This window comes from Nocardioides sp., assembly GCF_044226765.1.
GTDB lineage: Bacteria > Actinomycetota > Actinomycetes > Propionibacteriales > Nocardioidaceae > Nocardioides.
This window is the reverse complement of sequence record NZ_JBGAGJ010000013.1, coordinates 101,058-116,653: the sequence shown is the minus strand read 5'-3', so window position 1 is coordinate 116,653 and position 15,596 is coordinate 101,058. Positions and strand designations below refer to the sequence as shown.

At 73.0% G+C, this 15,596-nt stretch carries 19 protein-coding genes; 12 read left to right on the top strand and 7 right to left on the bottom strand.

Translation table 11 applies throughout. The features are described from left to right. Window position 1: 1 nt before the first annotated feature. Complete coding sequence (locus tag ACILRH_RS20845; RefSeq protein WP_395695992.1) at window positions 2–505, top strand: O-acetyl-ADP-ribose deacetylase; 504 nt, start codon at window positions 2–4, stop codon at window positions 503–505. Beyond that, window positions 502–1,290 carry an SDR family NAD(P)-dependent oxidoreductase gene (locus tag ACILRH_RS20840; protein WP_395695991.1) on the top strand — a complete coding sequence of 263 codons (789 nt, stop codon included), beginning with the start codon at window positions 502–504 and terminating at the stop codon, window positions 1,288–1,290. Before ACILRH_RS20845 ends, ACILRH_RS20840 begins: the two co-directional genes overlap by 4 nt. Before the next feature lie 16 nt (window positions 1,291–1,306). On the opposite strand, the gene ACILRH_RS20835 is transcribed toward ACILRH_RS20840, so the two are convergent. Then, on the bottom strand, window positions 1,307–1,807 hold the full coding sequence (locus tag ACILRH_RS20835) for a hypothetical protein (RefSeq protein WP_395695990.1): 501 nt from the start codon (window positions 1,805–1,807) through the stop codon (window positions 1,307–1,309). A gap of 97 nt (window positions 1,808–1,904) precedes the next feature. Next, the gene (locus ACILRH_RS20830) at window positions 1,905–2,954 is read right to left on the bottom strand and encodes an AraC family transcriptional regulator (RefSeq protein WP_395695989.1); all 1,050 of its coding nucleotides are present in this window, start codon (window positions 2,952–2,954) and stop codon (window positions 1,905–1,907) included. A gap of 81 nt (window positions 2,955–3,035) precedes the next feature. Here ACILRH_RS20830 and ACILRH_RS20825 point away from each other — a divergent pair, with 81 nt between their 5' ends. Then, entirely contained in the window at window positions 3,036–3,929 is an 894-nt protein-coding gene (locus ACILRH_RS20825) for a M24 family metallopeptidase (protein ID WP_395695988.1), read from the top strand. Between the two features lie 9 nt (window positions 3,930–3,938). Further along, window positions 3,939–4,151: a hypothetical protein gene (locus ACILRH_RS20820; protein WP_395695987.1), complete on the top strand. Its 213-nt coding sequence runs from the start codon at window positions 3,939–3,941 to the stop codon at window positions 4,149–4,151. 36 nt (window positions 4,152–4,187) lie between these two features. Here the strand turns inward: ACILRH_RS20820 and serC are convergent, their stop codons facing one another. After that, complete coding sequence (gene serC / locus ACILRH_RS20815) at window positions 4,188–5,309, bottom strand: phosphoserine transaminase (protein WP_395695986.1); 1,122 nt, start codon at window positions 5,307–5,309, stop codon at window positions 4,188–4,190. A gap of 95 nt (window positions 5,310–5,404) precedes the next feature. On the opposite strand from serC, the gene ACILRH_RS20810 reads away from it, so the two are divergent. Both ACILRH_RS20810 and ACILRH_RS20805 read left to right on the top strand, forming a co-directional pair. Beyond that, window positions 5,405–5,752 (top strand): hypothetical protein, encoded by a 348-nt coding sequence (locus ACILRH_RS20810; RefSeq protein WP_395695985.1) that lies wholly within the window; start codon window positions 5,405–5,407, stop codon window positions 5,750–5,752. Next, window positions 5,745–6,233 (top strand): GNAT family N-acetyltransferase, encoded by a 489-nt coding sequence (locus ACILRH_RS20805; protein ID WP_395695984.1) that lies wholly within the window; start codon window positions 5,745–5,747, stop codon window positions 6,231–6,233. The genes ACILRH_RS20810 and ACILRH_RS20805 overlap by 8 nt, the downstream gene beginning before the upstream one ends. Here the strand turns inward: ACILRH_RS20805 and ACILRH_RS20800 are convergent. Then, the gene (locus tag ACILRH_RS20800) at window positions 6,203–6,796 is read right to left on the bottom strand and encodes a class I SAM-dependent methyltransferase (RefSeq protein ID WP_395695983.1); all 594 of its coding nucleotides are present in this window, start codon (window positions 6,794–6,796) and stop codon (window positions 6,203–6,205) included. The two genes, ACILRH_RS20805 and ACILRH_RS20800, sit on opposite strands and share 31 nt — an antisense overlap. 23 nt (window positions 6,797–6,819) lie before the next feature. Here ACILRH_RS20800 and ACILRH_RS20795 point away from each other — a divergent pair, with 23 nt between their 5' ends. Beyond that, a complete protein-coding gene (locus ACILRH_RS20795; protein WP_395695982.1) occupies window positions 6,820–7,407 on the top strand; it encodes a hypothetical protein in 588 nt (195 codons plus the stop codon). Window positions 7,408–7,415: 8 nt separating this feature from the next. Beyond that, on the top strand, window positions 7,416–7,991 hold the full coding sequence (locus ACILRH_RS20790) for a hypothetical protein (RefSeq protein ID WP_395695981.1): 576 nt from the start codon (window positions 7,416–7,418) through the stop codon (window positions 7,989–7,991). Here ACILRH_RS20790 and ACILRH_RS20785 read toward each other — a convergent pair. From ACILRH_RS20785 to ACILRH_RS20775, 3 genes are read right to left on the bottom strand one after another with little or no spacing between them, the layout of a single operon-like run. After that, the gene (locus ACILRH_RS20785; RefSeq protein WP_395695980.1) at window positions 7,988–8,494 is read right to left on the bottom strand and encodes a YciI family protein; all 507 of its coding nucleotides are present in this window, start codon (window positions 8,492–8,494) and stop codon (window positions 7,988–7,990) included. The genes ACILRH_RS20790 and ACILRH_RS20785 overlap by 4 nt on opposite strands. 7 nt (window positions 8,495–8,501) lie before the next feature. Further along, complete coding sequence (locus ACILRH_RS20780) at window positions 8,502–9,341, bottom strand: SDR family NAD(P)-dependent oxidoreductase (RefSeq protein WP_395695979.1); 840 nt, start codon at window positions 9,339–9,341, stop codon at window positions 8,502–8,504. Beyond that, the gene (locus tag ACILRH_RS20775; RefSeq protein ID WP_395695978.1) at window positions 9,338–10,444 is read right to left on the bottom strand and encodes a citrate synthase 2; all 1,107 of its coding nucleotides are present in this window, start codon (window positions 10,442–10,444) and stop codon (window positions 9,338–9,340) included. Before ACILRH_RS20775 ends, ACILRH_RS20780 begins: the two co-directional genes overlap by 4 nt. Window positions 10,445–10,561: 117 nt before the next feature. On the opposite strand from ACILRH_RS20775, the gene pdxH reads away from it, so the two are divergent. From pdxH to ACILRH_RS20755, 4 genes are read left to right on the top strand one after another with little or no spacing between them, the layout of a single operon-like run. After that, complete coding sequence (pdxH, locus tag ACILRH_RS20770; RefSeq protein ID WP_395695977.1) at window positions 10,562–11,203, top strand: pyridoxamine 5'-phosphate oxidase; 642 nt, start codon at window positions 10,562–10,564, stop codon at window positions 11,201–11,203. Between the two features lie 60 nt (window positions 11,204–11,263). Then, on the top strand, window positions 11,264–11,857 hold the full coding sequence (locus ACILRH_RS20765; protein WP_395695976.1) for a TetR/AcrR family transcriptional regulator: 594 nt from the start codon (window positions 11,264–11,266) through the stop codon (window positions 11,855–11,857). Beyond that, the gene (locus tag ACILRH_RS20760; RefSeq protein WP_395695975.1) at window positions 11,857–13,593 is read left to right on the top strand and encodes an ABC transporter ATP-binding protein; all 1,737 of its coding nucleotides are present in this window, start codon (window positions 11,857–11,859) and stop codon (window positions 13,591–13,593) included. Before ACILRH_RS20765 ends, ACILRH_RS20760 begins: the two co-directional genes overlap by 1 nt. Beyond that, window positions 13,590–15,590 (top strand): ABC transporter ATP-binding protein, encoded by a 2,001-nt coding sequence (locus ACILRH_RS20755; protein WP_395695974.1) that lies wholly within the window; start codon window positions 13,590–13,592, stop codon window positions 15,588–15,590. The genes ACILRH_RS20760 and ACILRH_RS20755 overlap by 4 nt, the downstream gene beginning before the upstream one ends. The last annotated feature ends 6 nt before the right edge of the window (window positions 15,591–15,596 follow it).

Sequence of the window (15,596 nt, the reverse complement as noted above, 5' to 3'; positions counted from 1 at the left end):
CGTGGACGTCACGGTCGTGCAGGGAGACATCACCCGGCAGCGGGTCGACGCGGTGGTCAACGCCGCCAACCGCGGGATGCGGGGCGGCGGCGGGGTCGACGGTGCGATCCACCGGGCCGGGGGACCGGCCGTGCTGGAGGACTGCCGCGCGCGGTTCCCGACCGGACTCGCCACCGGTGAGGCCGGCTGGACCACGGCCGGTGCGATGCCGGCGCGGTGGGTGATCCACGTGGTCGGCCCGAACTACGCGCGCGGCGAGCGCGACCGGTCCCTGCTGCTCTCCTGCTACGAGCGCGCGCTGGCGGTCGCGGACGAGCTGGGCGCGACGACGGTCGCCTTCCCGCTCGTGTCGGCCGGCGTCTACGGCTGGCCCAAGGACGACGCCGTCGCGGCCCCGCTGGAGGTGTTCGCGTCCGCCCGGACCGCGGTCACCGAGGCTCGCATCGTCGCCTTCGACGCGACGACCCACGAGCAGGTCCGCGCCGCGCTGGCGGGGCGCGCGTGAGCGACCTGCCGGCGGCGTACGACCTCACCGGACGGGTCGCCCTCGTCACCGGCGCCGGCTCTCCTGACGGGATCGGCATGGCGTGTGCGTGGCTGCTCGGCGCCCTCGGCGCGCGGGTCGCGGTCGCCGCCACGACCGGGCGCGCGCACGACCGCGCCACCGAGCTCGCCGCGGCCGGCGTCGAGGCGCTCGGCGTGGTCGCTGACCTCACGGTGCCCGACGAGGTGGCCGCCGCGGTGGCCGCCGTGCGCGCCGGGCTCGGGCCGCCCGCTGTCCTGGTCAACAACGCCGGGATGACGAGCGTCGGCGCCACCGCGACGGCCGGGTCGGTCGTTGAGCTCGGGTACGACGAGTGGCGGCGCTCGATCGCGCGCGACCTGGACACGGCGTTCCTCGCGACCCGCGCCGTCCTGCCCGCCATGGCTGCCGACGGGTGGGGGCGCGTGGTCATGGTCGCCTCCGTCACCGGCCCGGTGATGGCGATGCGCGGCGAGGCGGCCTACGCCGCGGCCAAGGCCGGCATGGTCGGCCTGGCCCGCTCGGTCGCCGTCGACCACGCCGGCGACGGCATCACCGCGAACGCGGTCGCCCCGGGCTGGATCGCGACCGGCAGCCAGACGGCCGACGAGTCCGAGCAGGGCCGTCGTACGCCCCTCGGCCGCAGTGCCAGCCCCGACGAGGTCGCCGCGGCGGTCGCGTTCCTCTGCTCGCCCGGCGCGTCCTCCGTCACCGGGCAGTGCCTCGTCGTCGACGGGGGCAACAGCGTCGCGGAGCAGCGCGGCTGAGGCCGCGCGGTCGTGGTCAGCCGCGGGCGTCCCGCTTCGCCTGCCGTCGAGCACCGGCCGCGCGGGTCGAGGCGTCCTTCTTGACCCCGCCGGTCGTCTTGCGGGTGGTCCGGGTGCGCCCGCTCGGTGCGGCGCCCGACGTGGTGCTCGCACCCGCGTCCGGACCGGTGTCGCCGGCCCGGGCCGCGGCGAGTCGCTCGGCCTTCAGCTCGGCGGCGGCCTCCTTCGCGCGGACCGCGACCTGACGGCTGACCCGGGCCAGCGCCAGCTCGAAGACCTCGGCCTTGTCGCGGTCACGCTGGTTGGTCGGGAAGCCGTGGCCGCGCCCTCCGCGCCGGGCCACCGAACCGGCAGCGGCGCGGCGGTAGTTGGTCACGTACTTCTTGCGCGCCCGGCGGATCCGGGTGTGCAGCTCGAGGAGCTCGTCCTCGTCGAGGTCGGCGATCGCCGCGGGTTCGGTGTCGGCGACGAGCAGTCGTTCCGACGCGGTCATGGAGTTGAGGACGCCCTGGTTCATCCCGCGATGGTGGCCTGACCCGGGTCGCACGACCAGGGCCGTTCGGCACCTCTGGCTGGTACACCGCGCGGCTGCTCGGGGAGACCGCGGCCGAGGGTCACGACGGCTGCGGCTCCCGGAGGACGCCACGGGTCCGACCGGGGCTGGTCCCGAACCAGCGGGTGCAGCTGCGGGAGAAGACGCTCTGCTCGGTGTAGCCGAGCAGGTGCGCGATCTGGGCCAGGGGGAGGTCGGTGTCGCGCAGCAGCCGCGCGGCCTCGTCGCGCCGGGTGTCGTCCACCAGCTGCTGGTAGGTGGTCTCCTGGACGGCCAGCTGCCGCTGGAGGCTGCGCGGGTGGACGGCGAGCTGGGCGGCGACCTGCTCCAGGCTCAGGGCGCCCGTGGGGAGCATCCGGCGGATGACCTCGGCCGCCGGCGTCCGGTCGTCGACGTCGGCGGGGATGGCCTGGTCGGCGAGGTAGCGCAGCGCCAGCTGGTGCACGGCGACGTCGTCCGAGAGCGGCCGGTGGAGGAGATCACGGCGGAACAGGAAGCCGTGGCGGTCGGTCTCGAAGCGCACCGGGCAGCCGAAGTGCTCGGCGTAGCCCGCGGGGTCCCCCAGCGGCGGGTGGCGCAGCAGCACCACGTCCGGGGTGAAGGTGTCGCCGGCCAGGACGCGGAAGATGCGCAGCGCCACCCCGAGCGCGAGCTCCGCGCTCTGCTGGTGGGGCACGGCGTCCAGCGTGCGCAGGCGCCACTCGAAGCAGGCGAGGCGCTCCTCCGGCTGCGGGTCGACCCGGGCGAGGAGCTCGGTGGAGTAGGTGGCCATGTGCTCGTCGACCGCGACGAGCGCGTCCCCCACGGTCGACGACGAGCGGGCCGCGATCCCGAGCACGCCGAGGATCTCGATGCCCTGGCGCTGCGCCAGGCGACGGCCGAAGTCCGGCGTGCCGGTGGCGCGGGCAGCGTTCTCCATGACGCTCAGCACGCTCCGCGCCGTGATCAGGCTCTCGGGGTCGCCGACCGCGGCCGGGTCGATCCCGGCGTCGCCGAGCAGCTCCCAGGGGTCCGCGCCGAGGTCGTCGACCAGCTCGCTGAACCCCTGGAGGGAGGACCCGCGGATCGACGACATGTCGCCCAGCGTCAAGAAGTTGTCGTCCGCGGTCAAGACCGCGTGAGACCACTCCCGGCAAGGTGACGCCAACACCCGAGCGCGCCGACTCCGGCGTACCGTCGAAAGGGCAGGCCGATGACCCGCCAGCTGTTCAGCACCGCCGAGCTCCAGGAGTTCAAGACGGCCCAGCGCCTGGCGTACGACGCCACCGCGGCGATCGAGGCGCGGCTCCACGAGGGCATCACCGAGAAGCAGGCCGCCGCCATGCTGGAGGACTGGCTGCGCGAGCGCGGCGTGCGGCGGTTCTTCCACTACGGGTTCGCCTGGTTCGGTGACCGGACCCGCTTCCGCGGGCACGTGCGCCCGTCGAACAACCCGCTCAACGACATCCTCAACCCGAAGATGGCCCACTTCGGCAAGCAGTTCCTGCCCACCGACCGGCCGCTGCGCGAGGGGGACGCCGTCATCCTCGACGTCGGGCCGATCGCCGGGCGGGCCCCCTCGGACATGGGTTACTCCTGCACGCTCGGCGAGCCCACCCCGGAGTTCCACGAGGCCCGGATGGCCCTCGAGCCGTACCGTCGCGTGATCCTCGAGATGGTGCGGGCCGGCGCGACCCAGGGGGCGATCTACCGCCGCATCGACGAGATCATCGCCGACCAGGGCTACGAGAACATCCACAGCTACTACCCCGGTGCGGTCATGGCCCACCGGGTGGGTCGGGTGCCCGGGCTGCGCCTGCCGACCTTCCGCCTCAAGGGCTTCAGCCCGCAGGCGATCGGCTACCTCTCGTGGGAGGTGCTCGAGTCCGTGGTGCGGCCCGGGAGCCACGCCACCCCGATCTGGAACCACGAGTCCGACCGGCCCTGCGAGCCCGGGCTGTGGGCCATCGAGCCGCACATCGGCAAGGGCGACATCGGCGTCAAGTTCGAGGAGCTCCTCGTCGTCACCGACGACACCGCCTACTGGCTCGACGACGACCTGCCGCACGTCCGCTACTGGGCCGAGCACGCCCAGGCGACCGCGTAGGAGGCGGTCGTGCCACGGACGCTGATCCGGGTCGACGGCTCGGTCGCCGCGCAGGTCGAGGAGGCGCTCGCCGACCGGTTCGCCCACCTGGCCGTGCGGACCGACGCACCGACGACGGTCCTCACCGGTCGGGTGGAGGATCCCGAGGAGCTCGGCGACACGCTGGGCCGGCTCACCGCGCTCGGCGTCGGCGTGCTGGAGGTCGTCTGGGTGCCCGCCTGAGGTCGTGCCGGCCCGCTCGGTCGCGGACCACGGTCGTCAGAGGTGGTCGACCACCCAGTCGATGCAGTGCGTGAGCGCCTCGATGTCGGCAGGGTCGACGGCGGGGTACATCGCGATCCGGAGCTGGTTGCGACCGAGCTTGCGGTAGGGCTCGGTGTCGACGACGCCGTTGGCGCGCAGGACCGCGGCGATCCGGGCCGCGTCCACCGGCTCCTCGAAGTCGATGGTGCCGATCACGAGCGAGCGGTGCGACGGGTCGGCGACGTACGGGAAGGCGTACGGCGACTTCTCGGCCCAGGTGTAGAGGGTGTCCGAGGACTCGGTGGTCCGGGCGACCATCCCGGTGAGTCCGCCGGACGCGTTCATCCAGTCCAGCTGCTCGGCCATCAGGAACAGCGTCGCGATCGCGGGCGTGTTGTAGGTCTGGTTCTTCGACGAGTTGTCGATCGCGGTCGGCAGGTCGAAGAAGGCCGGGACGTGCCGGCCGGACGCCGCGACCGACGCGGCCCGCTCCAGCGCGGCGGGGGAGAAGAGTCCGATCCACAGGCCGCCGTCCGAGGCGAAGCACTTCTGCGGCGCGAAGTAGTAGACGTCCGCCTCGCGCACGTCGACGGGCAGGCCGCCGGCGCCGGAGGTCGCGTCGACGAGCACGAGCGCGTCCTCGGCAGCACCGGTGGGCCGCACGACGGGGGCCATCACGGCGGTCGAGGTCTCGTTGTGCGCCCAGGCGTAGACGTCGACGCCGTCCTCCGCGACGGCGACGGGGGCCGAGCCCGGGTCGGCGGTGATGACCGACGGGTCGGCGAGCCAGGGCGCGGCCGCCGCGGCCTGGGCGAACTTCGAGGAGAACTCACCGAACGACAGGTGCTGGCTCTTCTCCCGGACCAGGCCGAAGGTGGCCACGTCCCAGAACGCCGTCGCGCCGCCGTTGCCCAGCACCACCTCGTAGCCCTCGGGCAGCGAGAACAGCTCGGCGAGGCCCGAGCGGACCCGCCCCACCAGGTCGCGCACCGGCGCCTGCCGGTGCGAGGTCCCCATCAGCGACGTGCCCGTCGCGGCGAGCGCGTCGAGGTGGGAGGTCTGGATCTTCGACGGACCGGCGCCGAAGCGGCCGTCGGCGGGGAGGAGGTCGCGGGGGATCTGCAGGGCGTCGGTCATGACAACCTTCCGTAGGAGAGCGGTGCACCTGACGACGCTGTCAGCACCTCTATTGTGGCACCCGCACCGGCCATCCATCTCGGGGGAGACACCACATGAGCAACCGCACACCGGCCCAGACCCTGCTGCTCGTCATCGGCGTCCTCGTGCTCCTCGGCGGCCTCGGCTGCGTGGCGGTCGGGTTCGCCGACTTCGCGAGCGCCGACCCCGCGAGCGACGGCGGCAGCTCGATGCTGCTGTTCGCGGGCGGCGCGTTCGCGGCCGTCGTCGGCTTCGGCATCGTCGCCTTCACGCGTGCCTCCGTCCTGACCCGCAACGGCGCCTACACCCGCGTCACCATCGAGCAGGGGAGCGCGCCCGGCAGCCGGTCCTGCTCCGGCTGCGGGCGCGCCACGACGTCGTCGGCGCGGTTCTGCGAGTCCTGCGGTGCCGCCGTTGGCTGAGGTCGTCATCGCCCGTGTCGGCTACGGCCACCCCGACGCGCTGCTGCTCGTCGAGGAGGTCCAGGCCGAGTACGTCCGCCGCTACGGCGGACGCGACGAGACCCCGCTCGACCCGATGGTGTTCGAGCCCCCGTCCGGCAGCTTCTTCGTGGGCTACCTCGACGGCCGGCCGGTCGCCACCGGCGCCTGGCGGCGCTCCACGGTCGAGGCGCTCGGCTCGACGCGGACCGCGGAGGTCAAGCGCATGTACGTCGCGCCGGCGGCGCGCGGAATCGGCCTCGCGCGGCGGATGCTCGCCCACCTCGAGACGGACGCGGCCGCGCACGGCGCCGAGGTCGTCGTGCTCGAGACCGGGCTCGCCCAGCCGGAGGCGATCACGCTCTACGAGTCCAGCGGGTACACGCCGGTCCCGGCCTTCGGGTACTACCGGGACGCCCCGCTCTCGCGGTGCTACGCGCGGCGCCTGCCGAGGACGGCGTAGCGCTCGTCGTCGATCCGACCGCCCCAGTAGGCCTCGTCCGGTAGTGGCCGCAGGGTCGCCGAGAGCCCGGCACCCTCGACCAGCTCGACGGTCTGCTCCGAGGTGAGGCCGGCGCCGGTCGACCAGCTGCCCTCGACCAGGACCACCCTGCCCTCGGGTGCGAGGAGCTCCACCCACCGCGTCAGGGCCGCTGCCGGGTCGGGCAGCGCCCACAGGACGTGGCGGCACAGGACCACGTCGTACGTCGCCGGGGCGAGGTCGGGTGCGGAGGCGTCGCCGACCGCGAACGTGGTGCCGGGGAACGTGCCGGCCTTCGCGGTGGCGCGCCGGATCATCTCCGGGGAGAAGTCGATGCCGTCGACCTCGTGGCCGTCCTCGGCCAGCAGGAGCGAGAGCGTCCCGGTCCCGCACCCGAGGTCCGCGATCCGCGACGGGATCGGCGGGACCATCGACCGCAGCAGGCTCTGCCAGGCGTCGCGGACGACGGGGTCGTGGAGTCCGTGGTCGGGTTCGGCGTCGAAGGACTCGGCTTCGGCGTCCCATTGCTCCCGAGAAGTTGTCACCTGCTGACTCTAGGCTGAGCGGCGTGCTGCTCCCACCCAAGGTCGCCCACGGGGTCGCCGCCGGGTCGGTGACCCTGGCCTTCCGGCGCTGGCGCACGCCGGACGTCCGGCCCGGCTCGACGTTCACGACCGCGGCCGGGGTGGTGCGGGTCGAGGAGGTCGCGGTGGTCGACCCCGGCTCCATCGGCGACGAGGAGGCACGGGCCGCCGGCTGGCCCGACGCCGGTCGGCTGCTCCGGCAGCTGGACAAGGTCGACGCCAGCCTCCCGACGTACCGCGTGGTGCTGGCGTGGGCCGGCCCGGACCCGCGGGTCGCGCTCCGGGAGCAGGCCGACCTCAGCGATGCCGACGTGGCCGCGATCGACGCGCGGCTCGACCGGCTCGACCGGGCGAGCTCGCACGGGCCCTGGACGATGGCGACCCTGGAGCTGATCCGCCGCCGCCCGCACACCCGCGCGCCCGACCTCGCCGCCGAGCTCGGCCGCGAGCGGGACCCGTTCAAGATCGACGTCCGCAAGCTGAAGAACCTCGGGCTCACCCGGAGCTTCGAGGTCGGCTACGAGGTCTCCCCGCGCGGCCTGGCCTACCTGCAGCGCACCGGCCGGACGTAGGGTCGACCATGCGCCTCGGGACCGCTGCCCTCGTCGTTGCCCTCGTCACCGGGCTGCTCGCCGGCCTCGTCGTGGTCGTCACGCCGGCGTCGGCGCAGGCGCAGATCGAGGGCTACGCGTCGTACGACCCGTCGGCGAGGTGCCACGTGCAGCCGCGGCCCGGGACCGTCGAGCTCTACCGCTTCGTGGTCCGCCGCTACGGCGGCAGCCCGGGCGGGACGTCCCGGCCCTGTCACCGCGACCCGACGTCGGAGCACCAGACCGGGCGCGCCTTCGACTGGTCGCTCGACGCGCGCAAGCGCGCCGACCGGAAGCGGGCGCAGGCCTTCCTGGACCGGATCCTCGCGACCGACGCCCGTGGCCACCGCGACGCGTGGGCGCGACGCATGGGCGTCATGTACGTGATCTGGAACGACCGGATGTACCCGGCCTGGACCCGGTTCGACCCGGAGCCCTACCTGTCCTCGTCCTGCCCGACGCGCAAGAGGTGCTCGGCGACGCTGCGGCACCGCGACCACGTCCACGTGTCGCTGAGCCGGCGGGGCGCGAAGGGCCTCACCAGCTGGTACGACCGCCGGCCCTAGCGTCGTCCGCCCTGCTCCCAGCGGTGCACCTCGACCGCCGGGAACCCGGTGAGGCACTCGCGGGCGGCGGCGTCGGAGGGCGCCAGCACCGCCGCGCCGAGCAGCCGCGTGCCGTCGTCGGAGAGCAGCGGGCCGAAGCCCAGCAGGTCCGCCCGGGGCGCCGGCAACGCGGCGTACGGCGTGGGGTCGGCGAACCCGAGCGCGAGGACGCCGGCGGTGCCCGTGCCGGTCGGGCGCTGCCACTGCGTCCGGCGGACCAGCACGTCGCGGTAGGCGCCCGCCTGGTAGCAGGGTTCGTCGAAGGCGAACGCCCGGGCCGCCGCGGGATCTGCGAGGTCGACCACGTGCAGGCTCCCGGTCAGCGTCCCGTCGTCCAGGAAGGTCGGGCCGCGCGCGACCAGCGCGGCGCCGTACCGGTCCATGTAGGACCAGTGGTCCTCGACCATCTCGGCCCGCAGCGGCGTCGACCCTGGTCGGTCGCGGTGGTAGCAGAGGAACTCCACGAGCGCCTCAGCGGGCGGCGGACGCGGACGCCCGCCGGTCCTGCAGCCGACGCTGCTTCTCGATGAACCGGATCGACGAGCGCTGGACGAAGCCCGGGAACCACCGACCGAGCCGCCACGCCACGCGCGCCGTCCGGGGCGTCACCAGCATCGCCCGGTCCTCGGCCACCGCCTCCAGCACCTGCGTGGCGAACACGTCGGGGTCGAGCGGGTGTCGCACGCCCTGGCCCTTGAGGTAGTAGTCGCGGCCGTGGAACCGGCCCAGGTGGCCCTTGTCCAGGATCGGGGTGTCCACGGCCGACGGGCACACGACGGTCACCCCGACGCCCTTGGCGGCGGCCTCCGACCGCAGCGCCAGCGAGAGCCCGACGACGGCGTGCTTGGTCATCACGTAGGACGTGATCAGGCCGGCCGCCATCAACCCGCCCATCGAGGCGGTGTTGACGATCTGGCCGGATCCTCGGGCGACCATGCGTGGGTACGCCGCGGCGACCCCGTGCACCACGCCGCGGATGTTGACGTCGATGATCGCGTCCCACTGCTCGAGGGTGAGGTCCTCGGTCTCGCCGCCGAACGTGATGCCGGCGTTGTTGAACATCAGGTCGGGGTCGACCTCGTCGACGAGCGACCGCACCGCTGCCGCATCGGTCACGTCGAGGGCCACCGCCCGGGCCCCGATCGGCTCGGCGACGCGCTGCGCGGCCGCCTCGTCGAGGTCGGCGCACACGACGCGGGCGCCCGCGGCCACCAGGGCGCGCGTCAGTGCGGCGCCGATGCCCGAGCCGCCCCCGGTGACGATGGCGGACCGGCCGCTGAAGTGCTCCCCGAGGAAGGGCTCCGCCCTCACCCGGCCCACTCGGTGCGCCAGCCGTCGACATCGGAGGCCGGCCGCGAGGACGGGCCCGTGTAGACGGCGGAGGGCCGGATCAGGCGACCCGTGCGCTTCTGCTCGAGGATGTGTGCCGACCAGCCGCCGGTGCGGGCGCAGGTGAACATCGAGGTGAACATGTTCGCCGGGACCTCGGCGAAGTCCAGGACGATCGCGGCCCAGAACTCGACGTTCGTCTCGAGCACGCGGTCCGGCCGGCGCTCGCGCAGCTCGGCCAGCGCCGCCTGCTCGAGCGCCTCGGCGACCTCGTAGCGCGGTGCGTCCAGCTCGCGCGCCGTACGACGCAGCACCCGGGCGCGCGGGTCCTCCGCGCGGTAGACGCGGTGCCCGAAGCCCATCAGCCGCTCGCCCTTGTCGAGCAGCTCCTTGACGTAGGACGACGCGTCGCCGTCTCGCCGCTCGACCTCCTCGATCATGCCCAGCACCCGCGAGGGCGCCCCGCCGTGCAGCGGACCGCTCATCGCGCCGATCGCGCCGGAGAACGCGGCGGCGACGTCGGCGCCGGTCGAGGTGATCACGCGGGCGGTGAACGTGGAGGCGTTCATGCCGTGCTCCGCGGCGGACGACCAGTAGGCGTCGATCGCGTGCGCGTGCTTGGGGTCGGCCTCGCCCTTCCACCGGATGAGGAACTTCTCGGCGAGCGTCTTGCCCTCGTCGACGACCCGCTGCGGGACCACGGCCTGCTGCAGGCCGCGGGCCGACTGCGCGGCGTACGAGAGCACCATGACGGCCAGCCGCCCGATGTCGTCGCGGGCCTGCTCGTCGCTGATGTCGTAGGTCTGCCCGAACCCGAACGCCGGGGCCAGCATCGCCACCGCCGCCTGCACGTCCACGCGGACGTCGCCGGTGTGCACGGGCAGGTTGTACGGCTCGGCCGGCGCCAGGCCCGGGGTGTAGCTGCCGTCGATGAGCAGGCCCCACACGTTCTCGAACGGGACCCGGCCGACGATCTCCTCGATGTCGACGCCGCGGTACCGCAGTGCCGACCCCTCCTTGTCCGGCTCGGCGATCTCCGTCTCGAAGGCGACGACGCCTTCCAATCCGTGGTGTACGTCAGTCACGGAGCGCAGTCTAGGGTCGCGACTCCCCGCGGCGGCGCCGCGGCCGGTTTCTCGTCGCCGGGGCGCGGCCGCCGGCGCACGGCCGCCGGCGCACGACCGGTGGCTAGGGTCGGGAGCATGGACCGCACGGTTGACCTCGCAGCGCTGCGTCAGGAGTACGGCCGGGCCGGGCTCGACGAGACCGATCTCGCGCCCGACCCGGTGAGCATGTTCGAGCGGTGGATGCGCGACGCGCTCGACGCCGGCCTGCACGACCCGAACGCCATGGTGCTCGCGACCGTCGCTGCCGACGGGGCGCCGTCGTCGCGGATGGTGCTGCTCAAGGGCGTCGGCCACGACGGCTTCGTGTTCTTCACCAACACCGGGTCACGGAAGGGGGAGGAGCTGGCCGCGAACCCGCGGTGCGCCCTGCTCTTCCCCTGGCACCCGCTCGAGCGCCAGGTGCGCGTCGAGGGCGTGGCGACGCCGCTGCCCCGCCCGGACGTCGAGGCCTACTTCGCGAAGCGGCCGCGCGGGTCGAGGCTCGGTGCCTGGGCGTCGCCGCAGTCCCGGGTGACCACCAAGGAGGAGCTGGCCGGCGCCTACGAGGAGGCCGAGATCCGGTATCCCGACGAGGTGCCCGTCCCGGAGCAGTGGGGCGGGTACGTCGTACGACCGCACGTCGTCGAGTTCTGGCAGGGCCGACCCGGGCGGATGCACGACCGGCTCGTGTACCGGCACGTGACCGACGGGTGGGTCACCGAGCGCCTGGCCCCGTAGCTTGTCGGCTCGTCGGAAAGCATTTGTGAGTGAGTGCTCACTCACTTATTCTCGTCCGTCATGGACACCCGACGGGAACGCGCGCGACCGATGTCGCCGGAGGAGCGCCGCGACGCGCTCATCGCGGCGACGCGCCCCCTGCTCCACGAGCACGGGCGCGCGGTCACGACCCGGCAGATCGCCGAGGCGGCCGGCGTCGCCGAAGGCACGATCTTCCGGGTCTTCGAGTCCAAGGAGGAGCTCGTCGACGCCGCGATCGAGCGGGCCTTCGAGCCCGGCGACCTCGAGCGCCGCATCGAGGAGATCGACCCGACCCTGCCGCTGCGCGACCGCCTGGTCCAGCTGGTCTCGATCCTCCAGCAGCGCTTCCGCGCGACCTTCCAGCTGATGCAGAAGGTCGGCCTGGTGGGCCCGCCGCGGCACCTGCACGACAGCGCGGCCGCCGACGCCTGGCGGGCGCGCCTGGGAAGCCTGCTCGCCGCCGTCGTCGGCCCCGACGCCGACCAGCTGGCGGTCCCGCCCGACCACTTCGTCCACGTCCTGCGGCTGCTGACCTTCGCCGGCAGCCACCAGCACATCGCCGACGGTCGGCTGCTCACGCCCGAGCAGATTGTCGACACCCTGCTGCACGGACTCCTGAAGGAGAACCCCTGATGCTCCTGCGCCTGCTGCGCGAGCGACTCGCGCCGTACCGCCGCCCGCTCGCGCTCGTCGTGCTGTTCCAGTTCGTCGGCGTCGTGGCGATGCTCTACCTGCCGAGCCTGAACGCCGACATCATCGACTACGGCGTGGTCACCGGTGACACGGGCTACATCCTGCGCACCGGTGGCGAGATGCTCGCCATCTCGGTGGTCCAGATCGTCTGCTCGGTCACCGCCGTCTGGTTCGGCGCCCGCACGGCGATGTCGCTCGGTCGCGACCTCCGCGCCGCGCTGTTCGCCCGGGTCGGCACGTTCTCGACCCGGGAGGTGCAGGACTTCGGCGCCCCGTCGCTGATCACCCGGAGCACGAACGACGTCCAGCAGGTGCAGATGCTGGTGCTGATGGCCTGCACCATCGCCGTCTCGTCCCCGATCATGATGGTCGGCGGTGTGTTCATGGCGCTCCGCGAGGACATGGGCCTGGGCTGGATCCTCGCCGTCGTCGTCCCCGCGCTGTTCCTCAGCGTCGGCTTCGTCGTCAGCCGGATGGTCCCGAGCTTCCGCGCGATGCAGGCCCGCATCGACGAGGTCAACCGGGTGCTGCGCGAGCAGATCACCGGCATCCGCGTCGTCCGGGCGTTCGTGCGCGAGCCGCACGAGGCGGCCCGCTTCGGCGAGGCGAACGACGACCTCACGGAGGTCGCGGTCCGCGCGGGTCGGTGGATGGCCACCATGTTCCCGATCGTGATGCTCGTCGTGAACGTCTCCAGCGTCGCCGTGATCTGGTTCGGCGGTCACCGCATCAACGACGGCGAGATGCTGCCGGGCGCGATGACGGCCTTCCTCACCTACCTGATGCAGATCCTGATGTCGGTGATGATGGCGACGTTCATGCTGATGATGATCCCGCGCGCCTCGGTGTGCGGCGACCGCATCGCCGAGGTCCTCGACACCGACTCGTCCGTCGTACCGTCGGGCGAGCCCGTCGCGCCCGACCCGGAGCGGCGCGGCCACCTCGAGCTCGAGGGGGTCACCTTCTCCTACCCCGGCGCGGAGGAGCCGGTGCTGTCGGAGGTCTCGTTCGAGGCCCGGCCGGGCCAGACCGTCGCCGTGATCGGCTCGACCGGCTCCGGCAAGAGCACCCTGGTGAACCTGGTGCCGCGGCTGTTCGACGCCACCTCGGGGACCGTCCGGGTCGCCGGGCAGGACGTCCGCGACCTCGACCCCGACCTGCTCTGGGCCCAGCTCGGGCTGGTCCCGCAGAAGGCCTACCTCTTCAGCGGGACGGTGCGCAGCAACCTGCAGTACGGCAAGGCGGACGCCACCGACGAGGAGATGTGGGCGGCGCTCGAGGTCGCGCAGGGCCGCGACTTCGTCGAGGAGCTGCCCGACGGGCTGGACACCAAGGTCAGCCAGGGTGGCACCAACTTCTCCGGTGGCCAGCGGCAGCGGCTCGCGATCGCCCGGGCGCTGGTGCGCAAGCCGGGCATCTACCTCTTCGACGACTCCTTCTCCGCGCTCGACCTGGCCACCGACGCCCGGCTCCGCGCGGCGCTGCGTCCCGAGACCCGTGACGCGACGGTGGTGATCGTGGCGCAGCGGGTCAGCACCATCAAGGACGCCGACCTGATCCTGGTGCTCGAGGACGGCCGGATCGTCGGCCGCGGCACCCACCACGAGCTGCTCGCCGGCAACCCGACGTACCAGGAGATCGTGACCTCGCAGATGACGGCGGAGGAGGCGGCATGAGCGCCACCCAGACCGCCGGCGGCGCGAGCGGCCCGGGCAGCCCGGGCCCGGGCAGCAAGGGCAGCAAGGGCAAGGCCTTCGCCGAGACCGAGCGCATCGAGGCGCCGATGGGCGGCCCCGGCCGCGGCCCGATGGGCGGCGGCATGGTCGGGCAGAAGGCGATGGACTTCGGGCCGTCCGCACGACGCCTGGTCGGCCGGATGCGGCCGGACCGCGGCAAGGCGATCGCGGTCGTCGTGCTCGGCGTCGCCAGCGTCCTGCTGATGTCGATCGGACCCCGCATCCTGGGCCACGCGACCGACCTGGTGTTCAACGGATTCATCGGCTCCAAGATCCCGCCGGGCACGCCGCGGGCGCTGTGGCCGGCGGCGGTGCAGGACATGGACGTCGTGCCCGGGCAGGGTGTCGACTTCACCGCCGTGGCGCACGTGCTGCTGCTCGTCCTCGCGATCTACACGGCCGCGTCGCTGCTCGGCTGGCTCCAGGGCTTCGTGCTGAACACCGTCGTCCAGAACACCGTCCGTCAGCTGCGCGAGGACGTCGAGACGAAGATCAACCGGCTCCCGTTGGGCTACTTCGACCGCTCGCCCCGTGGCGAGCTGCTGTCCCGGGTCACCAACGACATCGACAACGTCAGCCAGACCCTCCAGCAGACGATGAGCCAGCTGCTCACGTCGGTGATGACCGTGATCGCCGTGCTGGCGATGATGATCTGGATCTCGCCGCTGCTCGCGCTCGTGGCCCTGGTGACGATCCCGTTCTCGCTGGTCGTCACCGCGCAGATCATGAAGCGGTCGCAGGGCCAGTTCGTCGCGCAGTGGCGTCGTACCGGTGCCCTCAACGCGCAGGTCGAGGAGGCCTACTCCGGGCACGCGCTGGTCAAGGTCTTCGGCCGCCAGGCCGAGGTCGAGCGGGTCTTCGCCGAGGAGAACGACGAGCTGCTGAAGGTCAGCTTCGGCGCGCAGTTCGTGAGCGGCCTGATCATGCCGTCGATGATGTTCATCGGGAACCTGAACTACGTGCTGGTCGCGGTCATCGGCGGCCTCCGCGTCGCGAGCGGCCAGCTGTCGCTGGGCGACGTGCAGGCCTTCATCCAGTACAGCCGGCAGTTCACCCAGCCGCTGACCACGGTCGCGTCGATGGCCAACCTGCTGCAGTCCGGCGTCGCGTCGGCCGAGCGGGTCTTCGAGCTGCTCGACGCGCACGAGGAGCCGGTCGACGCGCCGGCGCTGGAGCAGCCGGCCGAGCGGCGCGGCGAGGTCGCCTTCGAGCACGTGTCGTTCCGGTACGACGAGGACCGGCCGCTCATCACCGACCTGTCCCTCGTGGCGCGACCCGGCCAGACGGTGGCGATCGTCGGCCCGACCGGCGCGGGCAAGACCACGCTGGTCAACCTGGTGATGCGGTTCTACGACGTGGACGCCGGGCGGATCACCCTCGACGGGGTCGACATCGTCGGGATGCCCCGGGCCGCGCTCCGCGGGCAGATCGGGATGGTCCTCCAGGACACCTGGCTCTTCTCGGGGACCATCCGCGACAACATCGCCTACGGCCGCCCCGACGCGAGCGAGGAGCAGGTCCTCGAGGCCGCGCGGGCGACGTTCGTCGACCGGTTCGTGCACTCGCTGCCGGACGGCTACGACACCGTGATCGACGAGGAGGGGTCGAACCTGTCAGCCGGTGAGCGTCAGCTGGTGACGATCGCCCGCGCGTTCCTCACCGACCCGGCGCTGCTGATCCTCGACGAGGCGACGTCCTCGGTCGACACCCGCACCGAGCTGCTCGTCCAGCACGCGATGGCGGCGCTGCGGACCGACCGCACCTCGTTCGTCATCGCCCACCGGCTCTCCACCATCCGTGACGCGGATCTGATCCTGGTGATGGAGGACGGGGCGATCGTCGAGCAGGGCACCCACGACGCGCTGATCGACCGGGACGGCGCCTACGCCCGGCTCTACCGCTCGCAGTTCACCGCCCCGGTCGAGGACGTCGCCTAGCCCCGG

Bases quoted from the DNA above. Each gene is read 5' to 3' on its own strand.
- pdxH (WP_395695977.1), top strand. From the start codon at position 10,562: ATGGACCGCACGGTTGACCTCGCAGCGCTGCGTCAGGAGTACGGCCGG.
- ACILRH_RS20765 (WP_395695976.1), top strand. From the start codon at position 11,264: ATGGACACCCGACGGGAACGCGCGCGACCGATGTCGCCGGAGGAGCGC.
- ACILRH_RS20755 (WP_395695974.1), top strand. From the start codon at position 13,590: ATGAGCGCCACCCAGACCGCCGGCGGCGCGAGCGGCCCGGGCAGCCCG.
- ACILRH_RS20810 (WP_395695985.1), top strand. From the start codon at position 5,405: ATGAGCAACCGCACACCGGCCCAGACCCTGCTGCTCGTCATCGGCGTC.
- ACILRH_RS20790 (WP_395695981.1), top strand. From the start codon at position 7,416: ATGCGCCTCGGGACCGCTGCCCTCGTCGTTGCCCTCGTCACCGGGCTG.
- ACILRH_RS20825 (WP_395695988.1), top strand. From the start codon at position 3,036: ATGACCCGCCAGCTGTTCAGCACCGCCGAGCTCCAGGAGTTCAAGACG.
- ACILRH_RS20835 (WP_395695990.1), bottom strand. From the start codon at position 1,807: ATGAACCAGGGCGTCCTCAACTCCATGACCGCGTCGGAACGACTGCTC.
- serC (WP_395695986.1), bottom strand. From the start codon at position 5,309: ATGACCGACGCCCTGCAGATCCCCCGCGACCTCCTCCCCGCCGACGGC.
- ACILRH_RS20760 (WP_395695975.1), top strand. From the start codon at position 11,857: ATGCTCCTGCGCCTGCTGCGCGAGCGACTCGCGCCGTACCGCCGCCCG.